Source organism: Pseudomonas sp. GW456-E7 (assembly GCF_059424105.1).
The window spans coordinates 22,351-38,346 of record NZ_JBWKZB010000018.1; the positions used below are offsets into that span (position 1 = coordinate 22,351).

Below are 15,996 nucleotides of genomic sequence, written 5' to 3' on the forward strand. Positions count from 1 at the left end.
TTTCCCCGTAGCGAGAAGCGGCCATTCCCTGTGTGGACATAGGGTCCAGCAGGGCGATTGAACCCATCAGAAATTGGAGCGATCCTCCGTCTGAATCAGCGGACGCTCACTTGATTTCAACCCCATCCTGCAATGTCGCTTTCACGTCTCTACTCATTTGTAGTTACCCCTGGCGGGTAATTACGTGTCGCTCTACCGCGCAGCATACTCTGGCCAACCCTGGCGGATTGGGCCCTTACTTAACTGTGCAAGGAACAGAGATGAAGATTGAGTTGGTGCAACTGGCTGGCCGTGACGGCGATGTCGTTCACAACCTCGGGCGTACCTTGGAGGCCATCGCTACCTGCGCGGCTGACACGGATCTGTTGATCTTCCCGGAAACCCACCTGACGGGATTTGTCGATGCCGAGCAATTGGCGAGTGTGGCCGAACCCTTGGATGGCCCCACCTTGCAGGCCGTCCAGCAGCTAGTGCGCAAGCGTAATGTCTCGGTCGTCGTCGGCATTGCGGAGAATGATGGCGGTATCTTTTACAACACCTCGGTACTGGTGACCCCAGAAGGTATCGCCTTGCACTACCGCAAGACGCACTTGTGGCCATCGGAGCGTGGTCTGTTCCAGCCGGGTGACCGCTATGTCACGGCACTGTGGAAGGGCGTACGTGTAGGCATCCTGATTTGCTACGACATCGAACTCCCGGAAAGCGCCCGCGCCCTCGGGCAGCTCGGCGCCGAGCTGATACTGGTCACCAACGGCAACATGGATCCCTACGGCCCGGTCCACCGCACGGCAATCATGGCTCGCGCCCAGGAAAACCAGGCGTTTGCTGTCATGGTGAATCGGGTGGGAGAAGGGGACGACGGCCTGGTGTTCGCGGGGGGCAGCGCGGTGGTCAATCCGTTCGGGCAAATAATGTTTGAGGCCGGTCGCGAGGAGTGTCAACAGGTGGTCACGCTTGACCTTGGCCAGCTCAAGGAGTCCCGTCGGGATTACGACTATCTCAACGACCGTCGCCTGCATCTGACAGGGGTACAACTTGAGCATACGGACGGTCGTCGCGAGCTGCTGATTCCTTGAGTCGCTCGGATTCTTTTCCCCAGTAATACGTTGTTGGTCTTGCCGATGTCGGCCCTGCCATATAAATCTAACAATCAGCAGGCGCAGCGCTGGTATTTTAAACAGCGCTACCGCTCCGGAGTCTCCAGATGAACCCGAAAGTCGGTTTACAGCTAGTCCTTGCCTCACTGTTGAGTACAAGCATCCTCTGCACTGAGGCTGCTGAGCCCCAGATGAATATCTACAGCTGGTACGACTTTATCGCACCGGATGCGACGAAAGATTTTCACAAGGAAACCGGCATCAAAGCGACGTATGACTCGTTCGACAACGCCGATGTCATGCAAAGTAAAGTCATGGCCGGTCGTAGCGGCTATGACGTGGTGATTGCTACCGATGGGCTGTTGCCAAACCTGATAAAGGCCGGTGTCCTCAAGGAAATAGACCGCGCGCAATTGTCCAATTATCACCATCTCAACCCGGATATCCTTGCCAAGTTACAAGCTAACGATCCCGGTAATCGATACGCAATTCCGTATATGTGGGCGACCACCGGGATTGGTTATGATGCGGACAAGGTCAAGTCGATCCTTGGTCCGGATGCTCCGGTCAATTCATGGGACCTGATTTTAAAGGAAGAGAACCTCGCCAAGTTAAGCCAATGCGGCGTGGCCATGCTGGACGCACCGGGCGAGATTTTTCCGATAGTAATGCATTACCTTGGGCTGCCCTATAACAGTCAGAATCCTGAGGACTTCCGCAAAGCTGAGGCGCTGTTGCTGAAGCTGCGCCCTTACATCCGTTACTTCGACTCATCCAAATTCAGCGCTGACTTGGCCAATGGCGACATCTGTGTTGTGCTCGGCTGGGCTGGCGGAGTTTTCGGGGCACAAGAGAGTTCCAGACTTGCTGGTAACGGACGCAATATCATCTATAGCATTCCTCGCGAAGGTGCACCGGTTTGGGTGGAAAACCTTGTGCTGCTTAACGACTCCCCGAATCCAGCGGAAGGAATGGCCTTCATCAATTACATGCTACGCCCTGAGGTCATCGCCAAGTCCTCCAACTACTTGGCATATCCGAATGCCAACAAGGACGCCACCGCGCTGGTCGAGGAGAATATTCGCAATAATCCTGACGTTTATCCGTCGAAGCAGGTTTTGGATACTCTGTTCCCGCTGGAGCCGATCTCGCTGAAAATGGAGCGCGTGCGTACCCGTCTCTGGAGCAAGATCAGGACTGGCAGTTGAGGGTATCTGAGCAAGGACGATCAGGGGCTATTGTTCGCACCGCCCCGGATTGTTCCGGGGCTTCGCACTAGCGACGATAGTAACGGCGATCGTCCTCGTAACGGTACCGCATGGCCCGATCGTGGTGGCGCTCCCAATCACGACGGCGCTCAGCTTCTCGGCGGGCTTGCTCTCTACGCCACTGGTCTCTACGCCACTGATCCCTGCGCCAGTCGTCTCGGCGCCAATCGTCTCTACGATCGTGCCAACGGCCGTCATGCCAGTATCGGTCGTCATGGGCAAGCAGCGGCCCTGGCTGCTTGCCGGCCATGCTGGCCAAGGTCGGCCAAGGGTTGCCGGCGGCCTGGACGGGCGTCTGGATGGCTGGGGCTTGAGTTGCAAAAGCAGGGGTTGAGTCCTTCATCTGTGTGGCGGATGCCGAGCCCACTGCCGCGAACGCGAACAGGCCGAACAGCACCATCCGTGGGACATGGAATTTCATGAGCGAAGACAACCTCTGATGGACAATCGGACGTGTGGCCATCTGGCGGCGGGTAGCCTGCGGGGGGCGTGATTACCGAGCGGATGTGCCTATCCACATAGACCGGTAAATAGGGAAAAGTTCTAGAGGGCCGGTGCTTAAATAGCCAACGGTCTCGGTCGTGGGGTGGTAAAAAAGGTTCATCACATAATTCCGGGAAACTGTAGGAGCTACCGAAGGGTGCGATCTTTTTGATCTTGACCTTCAGCAATCTCCAGATCGCAAAAGCAAGATCAAAAGATCGTCCGAACGCGGCCCGAGCCTTCGGCAGCTCCTACAGATATTTCGTAATCTGTGTTCCCCCGGGATTCCGTGAAGTACCAAAAAAAGTACCGGTTGCGACGGCCCTTGCAGCAGGAACTTCAGGGTATTGGCCGGGTCTATAGCGGCCCTGTATCGGCAGTGCCGTCCGAGTTCAGTCGAGTCCGCCCCCTGATGCCAAACAAGAGTTCTCTGCCGGTCCTCCTCCTGGTGTTCTGCGCTGTCGCGTCGTTTTGCTCTGTCGCTGCCGAGCGAAGAGCGCCCGCGCAGAGCAACAGCGCATCAACCACCCTGATCGAAACAGCCTCGCGGCAGTATGAAAACGGCCAACTGGACCAGGCCGCCGCCACGCTTGAGCGTGCCCTGCATATCCAGCCGAACAATCCCGCGACGCTGCATTACCTCGGTGTTTTGCGACTTCAGCAGGGGCAGTACCAACAGGCTGAGACCTTGGCGGCGCGCTCGAACATGCGGGTGGGTAACAACGTCCAGTTGCGCAACCGCAACTTCCAGTTGATCCAGGCGGCGCAGCAAGCCCAATCTTCGGGTACTCCACCCAATGCCAAGGAGGACGTGGTTGCGGTACAGAAGGGGTTGGAGGAGGAGACCCAAAGACGCCGCGAAGCGAAAGTGGCGGCTGTTGACGCCGGCAACTTCACTGGCACAGAGGCAAATCGGGTTTCGGATGTACCGACGGCGGGCAGAGTAGGGGCCGAGGGGCAATTGCAAATGGCTAATATCGGGCCAGGGCGGGCGTACGCCGAGGTCGAGATTCCCCGCGGTCATATGCCGCCTCCGGGCAAATGCCGAATCTGGTTTCCTGATCGTCCGCCGGGGCATCAGCCTAAACCCGGCAAATGCAAGAAGCTGCGATATCGGGTTCCCTCAGGGGCCTACCTGGTACGCGGGTGAGCCTCTTTTTTTGCCGACTGCTGCCTGTCACGAAGGGCTTCTTTGGAGCCATTGTGTCTGCCAGCGATTCCAGTGGCCTGGAACGGACGAAACCACCACTTCAAGCGTGGATGCCTGAGTGGACTCCTGTGCCGAAGGAGGTGTCATGCTATCCACGCTTGAGTTTGTGCTACACCCACTATGAAACCGTAGGCTCCTCACCACGCATCGTGCCCGCCGTGCTGGCGACCACAAGCGCCACGGCACAAGCCAGCAAGGCGAATGCCGTGAAAACCCCCATCACATGCAAGCATGGCATGACATGATTCCAGGCTCGAGCCACCCCCAGGAAAGCGGCGAACAGCCAGCCACTCATGGAGAACGCCCCCAAGAGTGCAAGGCGACCGCGGTCGGAACCCGGTAACAAGACGAAGGGGGCTTTTTGCAACAGCGGGAAGCCGACACGATGCAACAGACCGCCGTTCAGGGTCAGCAGCGCGACAACCGCCACTTTGGCCCAGAGCTTCTGGTTGAGCAAATACGCAGTGCCCTCGAGGAGATACCCCTGAAGCACCAACAGCAGACCACTGCCCCAAAGGGCCAGTAACGCGAGGGTGGCGATTTTCCTGGTTTCTTCCAGATACTCAAGCTTCGCCTGATCCAGCGCTTCCTTGCGCCAATTCCAAAGCTTGTGATCGGCTAGCAATACCCTGCCGAGGGCAATACAGCTGGCGAGCAGATGAACGTACACGAGGAGCATTTTCAGCATTATTTTTTTGACCTTCTTATTGTATGGACAATGCACTCCCTGCGTCCTGAATTTGAATATTAATGATACGTATTCCTGCTTGTAACAACAAGTTTCAAAACCCTCTAGTCAGCATTTTTGGTGCTTGCCAGTACATGCCGATTGGATCCATTCGGGCATCTGCAGGTTCAGGTGTTCGGTTCTAACCGAGAAAGGCCGCTCCTGGCCGTTATTTATCTGTCACGACCGCAGCCGATTGCTGACGGATGCGAAGATCCGCCCGAACTTGTATTAATCAGGGATTGGTCATCAGCGATGTGACCGCAAGAGGTCGATGGGCTCACTGGCATTGCCCCACAAGCCCTCAAATTTGAAATGACTCTTGAGTTTCTGCGCCCACCTCTCATCTCAACATCATCGATTTTTTGAAATAACACCACTCATGTATTGATTTATATCGCGCAGGTCCTTAATCCTCCAGGAGTATGGTGATAGCTTTACACCATTCTCTTGCAAAGTTCGTGGGATCAAGTCTCCATTTGGACGAAGTATTATCGATGACACAATAACGCCCGGATAATCATTTAATCGTTTTTTGAAAGCGGGGGTTGTAAGGTCAGGCGTAGGAGGGTTGCTTTTATTAGCCAGTGGTCCTGTTCCTTTGAGATCTGTTCCGTGGCACATGATACATCTCTGTGAATAGAGGTTTTTCCCGTTAACATTATCCGCGAAGGAAAGTGATGTTTGAACTAGCGATAAAATTCCTAGCGTAGCGATGAATAATATTTTCATTGTTTTCATCTTCCTTGATGGGATCAGCGTCGATTGGACGCGATCAGGTGCGCGGGAAAGATATCAGCCATCGTGTCGGCACACATACAGTCATTTCTGATGCCCGTTGAATCTCCTGCGTGAACCTATTGAGTAAACTCGGATGCGACTGGGGCGGCCGATCAGCACGACTCCGCCAAACCGGAAAGATCCATCATTCGAACACTGGCAAAGGTCGATTCGTTTCGCGCCTGGTCGAGCGCTGTCAGCGGTTTGGTCAATGACGGCTGCGTCGTCGCAAGCGTTGCCAGTTTGCGACTCGTTTCAGGGCCGGAACGCTCCTCACTGGGTGGAACACCAAAGTACTCGCGATAGCATTTGGAAAAGTGGGGTGTCGACACGAAACCGCATACATACGCCAACTCAATGATCGACAATGATGTTTGCTTGAGCAGTTGTCGCGCTCGAACAAGACGTAACCTCATGTAGTAGCGTGACGGCGTACAGTGCAGGTATTTCTGAAATAGCCGCTCCAGCTGTCGACGTGACAGGTCAACGTATTCAGCAAGGTTATCCAGGTCGATCGGTTCCTCGAGATTGGCCTCCATCAACGCGACGATTTCCTGCAGCTTGGGCTGATGAGTTCCGAGCACATGCCTGAGTGGAACGCGCTGATGGTCCTGTTCGTTGCGTATGCGCTCGTAAACAAACATCTCGGAGATGGCTGCGGATAATTCACGACCATGATCGCGACCGATCAGGTGCAACATCATGTCCATAGGAGCCGTTCCGCCGGAACTCGTGAAGCGGTTTCGGTCGAGGGTGAACAGGCTCGCGCTGATGCTGACTCGCGGGAAAGCTTCCTGCATGGCCGCCAGAAATTCCCAATGCACGCTGCACTCGTAGCCGTCGAGCAGCCCGGCTTTTGCGAGCGCCCAGCTACCGGTGCACACGCCTCCCAAGCGTCTGGATTGACGCGCCAGGGCTTGCAGCCAGGTTATGTGCTCGCGGGTAATCACGCTCTGGATTCCAATACCGCCGCACACGATTACAGTGTCCGCCACCAATGGATTTTTCCACGAAGCATCCGGGGTGATCTGCACGCCGTCACTGGCCCAGACAGGCTCTCCACCGGGGCTGAACGTATGCCAGCGATATAACTCTCGCCCCGACAACTGATTGGCCATGCGCAGAGGTTCTACTGCCGACGCCAGGGAAATGAGTGTGAATTTGTCCAGCAGCAGAAAACCGACGGATTGAGTCGTACCGTCGGACACGGTGGAGTTCGATGACATCGTGGTCATGTCCTCACAAAAAGCGATGACGGCCTGAGACACAGGAGCGGGGTAATACCCCCTGTCCTGGCGAAGGGGGTATCAGGTTGGGCGCAACTACCTCGCTGGTTTTATCCCGCCGATGTCACCCTCGCAGCCTGCGCAGGGTGACGCGATGTCACCAGGCCGATAAAGGAAATTGCCAGCGCCAGGCCAATGGTCGTGCTCACTTCGGTACGGTGATCAGGGGAGGCCATCATCACCGCCAGCGCCGCGCAGATGAACAGGATCACCAACCAGGTGAGCCATGGAAACAGCCACATGCGAAAGGTCAGCTCGACGTTCTGCCGACGCAACATCCGGCGCATGCGCAGCTGCGACACTGCAATGGCCAGGTACACCACCAGGGCAATCGCGCCGGAACTGGCCAGCAGGAACTCGAACAACCCGGCGGGCATGAAGTAGCTCCACACGGTGATCGCCGCGCCCAACACGGTGCTGGCGATGACTGCTGCCCGCGGCACGCCTTCGGAGGAAGTCGCTTTCAGTGCCTTCGGTGCATCGCCGCGACGGCCCAGCGAATAAAGCATACGCGAGGCAATGTAGATCGAGGAGTTCATGCAACTGGCCACGGCGATCAGCACCACCACGTCCACCATGAACTTGGCGTGGGGAATGTTCATGATTTCCAGCGCCCGCTGGTAGGAGCCTACCGAAGCCAACAGCGGGTCATTCCAGGGCACCACGGAGATGACCACGAAAATCGACAGCAGGTAAAACACCCCGATGCGCCAGATCACCGAACGGGTGGCCTTGGCAATGTTCTGCGAGGGATTGTCGGACTCGGCGGCGGCAATGGTGACCGCCTCGGTACCGATGAAACTGAACATGATGGTGATGAAGGCGCCGACTACCGCCGACAGCCCGTTTGGAGCAAACCCGCCGTGCTCGGCCATCAGGCCGCTCAATCCGCTGACTTCCCGATCGGGAACCCAGCCCATCAACACGGCAAAACCCACGCCGATGAAACCGATGATCGCCACCACCTTGGCCATGGCGAACCAGAACTCGAATTCGCCGTACTTGGACACGCTGAACAGGTTGGTCACCACCAGTGCAATGATCGACACCAGGGCGAACAGCCAGGCATCGATCTGGGGAAACCACTGGTTCAATACATGCCCGGCGGCCAGCGCTTCGATAGGGATCACCAGCACCCAGAACCACCAGTAGAGCCAACCGACGGTGAAGCCAGCCCAACGGCCGATTGCCTGGTCGGCATAGGTGGAGAAGGAGCCGGTGTCCGGGTTGGCCACCGCCATTTCACCGAGCATGCGCATGACCAGAACGACGAGCAGGCCAGAGAATAGATAGGCCAGCAGTACCGCCGGGCCAGCCGCCGCAATGGCGTGTCCTGAGCCAACGAACAAACCGGCGCCGATAATACCGGCGATTGACAGCATTGTTACGTGACGAGGCTTGAAGCCCTGCGCCAATTGGCCACTCGAATCCTTGGAGCTCGGGCTAATCATTGGTTTTTTATTCTCTGCCGATCGACATTTAAGCGGATGGATAGGGCAACAGATCATCATTGCTGCCTGCCGGGCTTCCTGAAAGAAGCACCCTTCAAACGCTGCAGTTCTTATCAAGCCCATCATCGTGACGTGGTCGTTTCGATGAAAAGGTGCGCCACCTTACCCGGCTTGTCCGATGATTCAGTTACCTGATCACGCCACATCCGTGTCTGATATCGACACAGGAAGACATTGTGTTCGCGATGAAAACCAATGAGTCACTACGCGGCCAAGGGTAATCAGCTCGGTTCATTGAGAGTGCTTTTAATAGGTTGTTCACGTAATTCCGGGGAGCACCGATAACGGCAGGAGCCGGCTTGCTGGCGATGGCGGGCTGGCGGATTTTGTTGGTGGTGCACGCGTTCCCCTGTTTTCCCCCGGGATTGCGTGAAGAACCTTTTAATAGGGGAGGGGGACTCAGTAGCAAAACCCGCTAAACAGGATATCAATCAGTATTTCCATGGCATGTCGTAATCGAGTGATTGTGAAATCAGGACGACGTTCTGCTGATCTGCAAAAACCCTCAATCCGCTTCCGGAACTTTTTCTTTAAATGATGTCAATTTGATGGCGTGTAGCGATGTTTATTGAAACAGGATCACCCAGCGCCAGGCTGTTTCCTGGCAAGCCCAAGGAAGTGTGAAATGAAACTGATTCTTGCGATGTTGTTGATGTTCAGCGGTTACGCGTTTGCCGGTTGCAACAGCATCAATGATCTTGACCAGCGAGCCTATTGCAGTGCCAAGCAGAGCGGCCGGGGCAGCGATTGCAACAGCATCAATGATCTTGGTTTGCGTGCGCAGTGCAGTGCACAGGTAGGAGATGGTTCTTGCTATAGCATCAATGATCTCAACCAGCGAGCCTATTGCAGTGCCAGGCAGAGCGGCCGCAGCAGCGATTGCAACGGCATCAATGATCTTGGTTTGCGTGCGCAGTGCAGCGCAGAGGTGGGAGGTGGTTCTTGCTATAGCATCAATGATCTCAACCAGCGAGCCTATTGCCGTGCCAGGCAGAGCGGCCGCAGCAGCGATTGCAATGGCATCAATGATCTTGGTTTGCGTGCGCAGTGTGCGTCCGAAGTGGACTGATTGGGTGTTTTGATGAGTGTCCCCTATCGGCCGTTTTCTGCCGGTCACCAGGGGACATCCATCAATCCAGGGCTGCCCTTCGCGAAAGGCAGCCAGCGGTCAGAGTCAGTCTCCTCTGCGCCTCATGAACTCGACTTTCAGGCGCGCTTGGGGAGTTTCCAGTTCGGGCGGATGAAGTGGCATGTGTAGCCATTCGGTATGCGTTCGAGGTAATCCTGGTGCTCTGGTTCCGCTTCCCAAAAAGGCCCTGCCGGTTCTATTTCGGTGACTACTCGGCCTGGCCAAAGGTGTGAAGCATCGACATCGGCAGCGGTGTCCTCGGCAATATCGCGTTGCTGTTCATTGAGGTAGTAGATCGCCGAACGATAGCTGGGGCCCTGGTCATTACCCTGACGGTTGGGCGTGCTGGGGTCGTGTATCTGGAAGAAGAACTCAAGGATCTGCCGGTAGCTGATCACGGCAGGGTCGAAGACGATCTCGATGGCTTCGGCGTGGTTGCCATGGTTGCGATAGGTGGCATTCGGCACATCGCCGCCGGTATAACCGACCCGCGTGTGCAGCACACCGGGATAGCGCCGCAGCAGATCCTGCATGCCCCAGAAGCAGCCGCCGGCGAGAATGGCAGTTTCGGTTTGTCTGGTCATGGTCTGTCCTTCCTCTCGGGGACGTTGTGTATAGCCACTGTTATGAGGGCGTGTTGGCCAATTCCAAGGTTTCGCGCAAACAGGACTGGAATGACCGCTCCTGGCCGCTTGAAGACATTCGGGTATAGGCAAAGCGTGGCACAGATTCCGGAGATATTTCGACGTCGCAGCGTCGCCGCGGCAAGGGGAACAGCCGTTGCGAGTGAAATAAATCTCATTCGCCATTTATCTGACGCTCGTCTGAAAAACGTCGGATAAATGACGTTTCGCGTTGTTCTTTCACCCTCCTGACCTAGGCTCAAGCCATGTGGGGAGGAGGTGAAGTCCATGCGCAGATTATTGATTGCCTCGTCGATGCTGGCCTGTCTGGTGGTGCTGGGCGGCTGGTTGAGTCGACCACAGCCGTTGCCGGTCAGGCTGCTGGAGGTTGAGCGCGGGCCGGTGGAGACGCTGGTGGCCAACACCCGCGCGGGTACGCTGAAGTCCTGTCGGCGCTCGCATCTGTCCTTCAATGTCGGCGGCCAGGTTGCCGAGTTGCTGATCGCCGAGGGCCAGCGGGTCCAGGCCGGTCAGGTGCTCATGCGCCTGCGGCAGGACGAGCAGCAGGCCCGGTTGCAGGAGGCCGAGGCGCGGCTGGAGGCCCAACGCAACGCCCGCGAACAGCGCTGTCAGCAGGCTCATCTGGACCGGCGCGACCTCGATCGCCTGGGCCAACTGGCCGACCGCAAGCTGGTTGCCGCCGATCGCCTCGATCAGGCCGAGACCAAGGCTAACCTGGCGAAGCTGATGTGCAATGCCAGTAACGTGCTGATCCGCGAGGCCGACGCCAGCCTGCAGTTGCAGCGTTCACTGCTGGAGCAGACGACCCTGCGTGCGCCATTCGCTGGCGTAGTCGCAGAAATCAACGGCGAACTCGGCGAGTTCGTCACCCCTTCGCCGCCGGGTATTCCCACGCCGCCGGCGGTCGACCTGATCGACGACAGCTGCCTGTATGTCGAGGCGCCGATCGATGAAGTGGACGCTGCCCGGGTTCGCCCCGGAACCGCGGTGCGGATCACCCTGGATGCCTTCCGTGGCCAGCAGTTCGCTGGCCGCGTCAGCCGCATCGCGCCCTATGTGCGTGAACTGGAGAAGCAGGCGCGCACCGTTGATGTCGAGGTGCGCTTCGACCAGCCGCCGGCCAATCTGGTCCTGCTCACCGGCTATAGCGCCGATGTCGAGATCCTCCTGGAGCAGCGCGAACGTGCTTTGCGCATCCCCACCGAAACCCTGCTGGAGGGGCAGCGCGTGCTGCGCTATGACCCCAGCGCCCGGGTGTTGCGCGAGGTGGAGGTGCAAACCGGGTTGAGCAACTGGCGCTGGACCGAGGTGCTCGCCGGGCTGGACGAGGACGCGCGCATAGTCGCCAGCCTCGAGCAGGAAGGGCTCAAGGACACCGTGTCGGTGATCCCGGTGGATGCGGCGGAGACCAGGCAATGATCCGCCTGCGCGGCGGCAGCCGCAGCTTCCAGTTGGGCGAGCAGCAGGTGATGGGGCTGGACGGTCTGGATCTGGACATCGCCGCCGGTGACTACGTGGCGGTGATGGGGCCGTCGGGCTCGGGCAAGTCGACCCTGCTGAACATCCTCGGTTTGCTCGATGCGCCGAGCGCCGGCGAGTACTGGCTGCAGGGCGAGGCCACGGCGACGCTGAGCGAGGCGCGGCGCGCCCAATTGCGCAGCCAACTGATAGGTTTCGTGTTCCAGTCCTACCACCTGATCGCACGGCTGACGGTGCTGGAAAACATCGAGCTGCCGATGGTCCTCGCCGGCATCGGCGCGGCGCAACGGCACAAGCGCAGCAGCCAATTGGTGGCGCGCCTGGGGCTGGGCGATCGCATTGCCCACCGCCCGGGCGAGCTGTCCGGTGGTCAGCGCCAGCGCGTCGCCATCGCCCGGGCGATGGTCATGCAACCGGCGCTGTTGTTGGCCGACGAGCCCACCGGCAATCTCGATAGCCAGGCCGGCGCCGAAGTCTTCAGCCTGCTGGAGGAGCTCAACGACGAGGGGCTGACCCTGATAGTGGTGACCCACGACGCCAGCCTGGGCGCCCGCGCGCAGCGCCAGTTACACATGCGTGACGGGCGGATCCACAGTGCTGCGTCGCAGCAGGTGCTGGCCTGATGCGCGCCGCCGATGCCCTGGCCTTCTGGCTCGGCGCCTTGCGTGGGCATCGCTCGCGCAGCCTGATGCTGCTGCTGGCCATCGCTATCGGGGTGGTGGCGGTCAATCTGCTCACCGGTCTCGGCGCGGGCGCGCGGGCCTTCGTCCTGAACGAGTTCTCGGTGCTCGGGCGCGACATCCTGATCGTTTTCCCGGGCCGCAAGGAAACCACGGGGCGCATGCCGCCGCTCACCGGCCTGACGCCGCACGAGTTGACCTTGCAGGACGTCCAGGCCATCACCCGGTTGCCGGGCATCCGCCGGGTCGCGCCGATGCAGGCCGGACAGATGGAGGTGATAGTCGGCAACCGCAATCGTGAGGTGCTGACCCTGGGCACCACACGGGACTTCTTCGCCATTCGCCAACTGACGGTCGTCCAGGGCCAGCCCCTGCCGGCGCTGGACCCTGAGCAGGGCGAGGCCGTCTGCGTGATCGGCGGCAAACTCCGGCGCGAACTATTCGGTGCGCGTCCGGCCCTGGGTGAATGGTTGCGCGCCGGCGACCGGCGCTTCCGGGTGGTCGGTATCCTCAGTGAGCGGGGCGAATCCCTGGGGATGGATTTCGCCGAGATGTTGATCATCCCGGTGGCCAGTGCCCAGGCCTTGTTCAATCGCGAGGGGTTGTTGCGGGTGTTTGTCGAGGTGCGTGGGCCGAGCTTTCTCGAGCACAGCAAGCGGCTGATACTCGCCGCGCTCAAGGAGCGCCACGAGGGTGAGGAAGACATCACCCTGATCAGCCAGGACAGCCTGCTCAGTGCCTTCGACGAGATACTCACGGTGCTGACCCTGGCGGTGGCCGGGATTGCCGCGATCAGCCTGCTGGTGGCAGGCATCCTGATCATGAACGTGACCTGGATTGCGGTGAGCCAGCGCAGCGCCGAGATCGGCCTGCTCAAAGCCATAGGGGTGACGGCGGCGCAGTTGCGCCTGCTGTTCCTCGGCGAGGCGGCGCTGCTCGCCCTGGCGGGGGCGCTGGCGGGGCTGCTGCTGGCCGAAACCTTGCTCTGGCTGGGGCGCCTGGCATTCGATCTGCCGCTCTATGCACCCTGGTGGGCGCGGGCCAGCGCGGTGCTGCTGGCACTTTGCACGGCGCTGCTGTTCGCCTGGCTGCCGGCCGCTCGGGCCTCGGCGCTGGAACCGGTGGCGGCGCTACGTCCGCCGGGAGCGCACTGATGCGCTGGCAAGATGGTTTCCGGCTGACCAGCTCGGCGCTGACCTGTCGCCCCTTGCGCAGCCTGCTGACCCTGCTCGGGATAGCGATCGGGATAGCCGCCGTGACGCTGCTCACGGCCATAGGCGAAGGCGTGCGCGGCTATGTGCTGGAGAACTTCTCGCAGTTTGGTACGCGGATCATCACCGTGCGCCCGGGCAAGACCCAGACCAGCGGCCTCGGCGGTCTGCTCGGCAGCGTACGGCCACTGACCATCAGTGATACCGACGCCCTGCGGCGCTTGCCGCATGTCGAGGCGGCGGTGCCGATCATTCCGGGCAGCGGGGATATCCAGTACGGTCAACTGAGCCGGCGCAGCGACATTCTCGGTGGCGGCCATCAACTGGCGCAGGCCTGGCGCATGCAGCTGAGCCTGGGCGAGTTCCTGCCCGTGGCCCGTGACGGTCGTTCGCCGCCCTATGTGGTGCTCGGCCATCAGCTGCGTGTCGAGCTGTTCGGTGCACGCAATCCGCTGGGCGAGCTGGTCCGCGTCGGCGGCGTGCGTTTCCGGGTGATCGGCGTGATGGCGCAGAAGGGCCAGTTGCTCGGCTTCAACCTCGACGATATCGCCTACATCCCGGTGGATTGGGCCGAAAGCCTGTTCAACCGCACCGGGGTGGTCAAAGTCCATGTGGTGTTCGGCGCCGGCACCACTTCGCGGGCGTTGAGTCAGCAGATTCGCCAGGTGCTCGGCGAACGGCACGGCGAGGAAGACTTCAGCCTGAGCACCCAGGACGACATGCTGCGCAGCTTCAACCGCGTTCTCGGCACCCTGAGTCTGGCCATCGGTGCCTTGGGGGGCATTTCCCTGTTGGTCGGCGCCGTCGGCATTCTCACCATCATGACCACCACTGTGGGCGAGCGCACGGCGGAAATCGGCCTGCTGCGGGCGATAGGTGCCAGTCCGCGGCAGGTGCTCGGGCTGTTTCTCGCTGAAGCGACGCTGCTGTCCCTGGCCGGTGGTCTGCTGGGGCTGCTGTTGATGGGCCTGCTGCTCGGGCTACTGCACCTGGCCATGCCGAGCCTGCCCTTGGCGCTGCAGCCGCTGTTTCTGCTGCTGGCACTGCTGCTGGCGGCGGTGCTCGGAATTCTCGCTGGCCTGGCGCCGGCACTGCGGGCGGCCCGCCTGCATCCGGTGGCGGCTCTGCGCAGTGAATAGCGGCCAGGCCAATGAGCCTGACGGGCTGGCTGTACGCTGCGTGACGATAACGAAAACGCCGGCGCTGGGCTGGTGATTTTAATGGGGTGGCGGCGGCAAAAACCGAGTGCAAAACTCCGGCAGCAAGTCCTCGGAACTCAGAGTGTCCATAGAGGATAAATTCCTGCAGGTTTACGTTGATCAATGTTTCGAGTGATCGCTTAGGGGCGGATACAGCCCTTCACGACAGGCAGCGATCGGCCAGAAGCAGCTACTCAGTTAGCGCAGTTTTTTGAGGGCGTTGAGCTAAACCTGAACGCGTCGATCCAGTGGCCTTGAATAGGGTAAGGGCGGGATGTTTACCCGCCCTCCATTGTTTAGCTCCGCACGAATGCCAGCAGATCGGCGTTAATCGTATCGGCGTTGGTTGTAGGCATCCCATGCGGGAAGCCCGGGTAGATTTTCAGCGTACTGTTTTGCAGGAGTTTGGCCGACAGAACCCCGGAATTTTCATAAGGCACGATCTGGTCATCATCACCATGCATCACCAGGACGGGGATCTTGATGCTCTTCAAATCTTCGGTGAAGTCGGTCTGAGAAAAAGCCACGATCCCGTCATAGTGTGCCTTTGCACAACCCATCATGCCTTGCCGCCACCAGTTCCAGATGATGCCCTCAGACGATTTCGCACCTGGGCGGTTGTAGCCGTAAAAAGGTCCCGCTGGAACGTCGTGGTAGAACTGTGCGCGGTTGGCCTTCAGTTGTGCCTGCAGGTCGTCGAACACTGACTTGGGCAGGCCGCCAGGATTACTCGGGGTCTGGACCATCAGCGGTGGGACGGCACTGATGATGGCGGCCTTCGACACTCGGTCTTCGCCGTGGCGCGCGATGTAATGAACGACTTCACCCCCGCCGGTGGAGTGGCCGACATGGACTGCGCCTTGTACGCCGAGGTGATCAACAACGGCTGCGACGTCGTCAGCATAGTGATCCATGTCGTGTCCGTCCCAGACCTGACTGGAGCGCCCGTGACCACGTCGGTCGTGTGCAACCACCCGGTAGCCGTTGGCCAGGAAAAAGAGCATTTGCGCGTCCCAATCGTCCGCGCTCAGTGGCCATCCATGATGGAAGAAAATGACCTGGGCATCGCGCGGCCCCCAGTCTTTGTAAAAGATCTCAACACCGTCTCGCGTAGTGACATACCCCATGTTCGCATCTCCTGAATGAAGTGAAGGCCTGAACCGAATCCTGTTTCGATCAAGGCCTTGAATGAACAAAGCGCAGCCCATCCAATAGGCGGTTCAGAGGGCGTGTTTCTGGATCGGTTTCCGTTTGCCCCCCAGAGTTCCATGACGGCTGAGCAGCCCATTGCA

Annotated in this window: 15 protein-coding genes; 8 read left to right on the top strand and 7 right to left on the bottom strand. The window is 59.2% G+C overall.

The window, feature by feature from the left end; translation table 11 throughout:
- The first annotated feature begins 260 nt into the window (after positions 1-260).
- Positions 261-1,076, top strand: coding sequence for a carbon-nitrogen hydrolase family protein (locus AC07YV_RS13705; protein ID WP_102699850.1), 816 nt, complete (start codon positions 261-263; stop codon positions 1,074-1,076).
- Positions 1,077-1,204: 128 nt separating this feature from the next.
- Complete coding sequence (locus AC07YV_RS13710; protein WP_102699851.1) at positions 1,205-2,305, top strand: polyamine ABC transporter substrate-binding protein; 1,101 nt, start codon at positions 1,205-1,207, stop codon at positions 2,303-2,305.
- A gap of 67 nt (positions 2,306-2,372) precedes the next feature.
- Here AC07YV_RS13710 and AC07YV_RS13715 read toward each other — a convergent pair whose 3' ends face one another.
- Positions 2,373-2,786 (bottom strand): hypothetical protein, encoded by a 414-nt coding sequence (locus tag AC07YV_RS13715; RefSeq protein ID WP_256357928.1) that lies wholly within the window; start codon positions 2,784-2,786, stop codon positions 2,373-2,375.
- 474 nt (positions 2,787-3,260) lie between these two features.
- Between AC07YV_RS13715 and AC07YV_RS13720 the strand changes: the two genes are divergently transcribed.
- Entirely contained in the window at positions 3,261-3,998 is a 738-nt protein-coding gene (locus tag AC07YV_RS13720) for a tetratricopeptide repeat protein (protein ID WP_102699924.1), read from the top strand.
- A 178-nt stretch (positions 3,999-4,176) separates the two neighbouring features.
- On the opposite strand, the gene AC07YV_RS13725 is transcribed toward AC07YV_RS13720, so the two are convergent.
- The 4 genes from AC07YV_RS13725 to gabP all read right to left on the bottom strand — a co-directional run bounded on the left by AC07YV_RS13725 (position 4,177) and on the right by gabP (position 8,302).
- Entirely contained in the window at positions 4,177-4,746 is a 570-nt protein-coding gene (locus tag AC07YV_RS13725) for a hypothetical protein (protein WP_102699852.1), read from the bottom strand.
- Between the two features lie 393 nt (positions 4,747-5,139).
- Positions 5,140-5,517 (bottom strand): c-type cytochrome, encoded by a 378-nt coding sequence (locus tag AC07YV_RS13730; protein ID WP_102699853.1) that lies wholly within the window; start codon positions 5,515-5,517, stop codon positions 5,140-5,142.
- Positions 5,518-5,678: 161 nt separating this feature from the next.
- On the bottom strand, positions 5,679-6,800 hold the full coding sequence (gbdR, locus tag AC07YV_RS13735; RefSeq protein ID WP_102699925.1) for a choline metabolism transcriptional regulator GbdR: 1,122 nt from the start codon (positions 6,798-6,800) through the stop codon (positions 5,679-5,681).
- Between the two features lie 101 nt (positions 6,801-6,901).
- Positions 6,902-8,302, bottom strand: a complete 1,401-nt coding sequence (gene gabP, locus AC07YV_RS13740) for a GABA permease (RefSeq protein WP_102699854.1) — start codon at positions 8,300-8,302, stop codon at positions 6,902-6,904.
- A gap of 685 nt (positions 8,303-8,987) precedes the next feature.
- Here gabP and AC07YV_RS13745 point away from each other — a divergent pair.
- The gene (locus AC07YV_RS13745) at positions 8,988-9,431 is read left to right on the top strand and encodes a hypothetical protein (RefSeq protein ID WP_102699855.1); all 444 of its coding nucleotides are present in this window, start codon (positions 8,988-8,990) and stop codon (positions 9,429-9,431) included.
- 137 nt (positions 9,432-9,568) lie between these two features.
- On the opposite strand, the gene msrA is transcribed toward AC07YV_RS13745, so the two are convergent.
- Positions 9,569-10,075 (bottom strand): peptide-methionine (S)-S-oxide reductase MsrA, encoded by a 507-nt coding sequence (msrA, locus tag AC07YV_RS13750; protein WP_007973026.1) that lies wholly within the window; start codon positions 10,073-10,075, stop codon positions 9,569-9,571.
- Between the two features lie 327 nt (positions 10,076-10,402).
- On the opposite strand from msrA, the gene AC07YV_RS13755 reads away from it, so the two are divergent.
- Genes AC07YV_RS13755 through AC07YV_RS13770 form a run of 4 tightly spaced genes read left to right on the top strand, consistent with a single transcriptional unit; the run spans position 10,403 to position 14,644 of the window.
- Positions 10,403-11,554: an efflux RND transporter periplasmic adaptor subunit gene (locus AC07YV_RS13755; RefSeq protein ID WP_102699856.1), complete on the top strand. Its 1,152-nt coding sequence runs from the start codon at positions 10,403-10,405 to the stop codon at positions 11,552-11,554.
- Positions 11,551-12,237 carry an ABC transporter ATP-binding protein gene (locus tag AC07YV_RS13760; protein ID WP_102699857.1) on the top strand — a complete coding sequence of 229 codons (687 nt, stop codon included), beginning with the start codon at positions 11,551-11,553 and terminating at the stop codon, positions 12,235-12,237. The genes AC07YV_RS13755 and AC07YV_RS13760 overlap by 4 nt, the downstream gene beginning before the upstream one ends.
- Positions 12,237-13,448 (top strand): ABC transporter permease, encoded by a 1,212-nt coding sequence (locus AC07YV_RS13765; RefSeq protein WP_102699858.1) that lies wholly within the window; start codon positions 12,237-12,239, stop codon positions 13,446-13,448. The genes AC07YV_RS13760 and AC07YV_RS13765 overlap by 1 nt, the downstream gene beginning before the upstream one ends.
- Complete coding sequence (locus AC07YV_RS13770) at positions 13,448-14,644, top strand: ABC transporter permease (RefSeq protein WP_102699859.1); 1,197 nt, start codon at positions 13,448-13,450, stop codon at positions 14,642-14,644. Before AC07YV_RS13765 ends, AC07YV_RS13770 begins: the two co-directional genes overlap by 1 nt.
- Before the next feature lie 356 nt (positions 14,645-15,000).
- Here AC07YV_RS13770 and AC07YV_RS13775 read toward each other — a convergent pair whose 3' ends face one another.
- The gene (locus AC07YV_RS13775) at positions 15,001-15,831 is read right to left on the bottom strand and encodes an alpha/beta fold hydrolase (RefSeq protein ID WP_102699860.1); all 831 of its coding nucleotides are present in this window, start codon (positions 15,829-15,831) and stop codon (positions 15,001-15,003) included.
- Positions 15,832-15,996 lie beyond the last annotated feature (165 nt).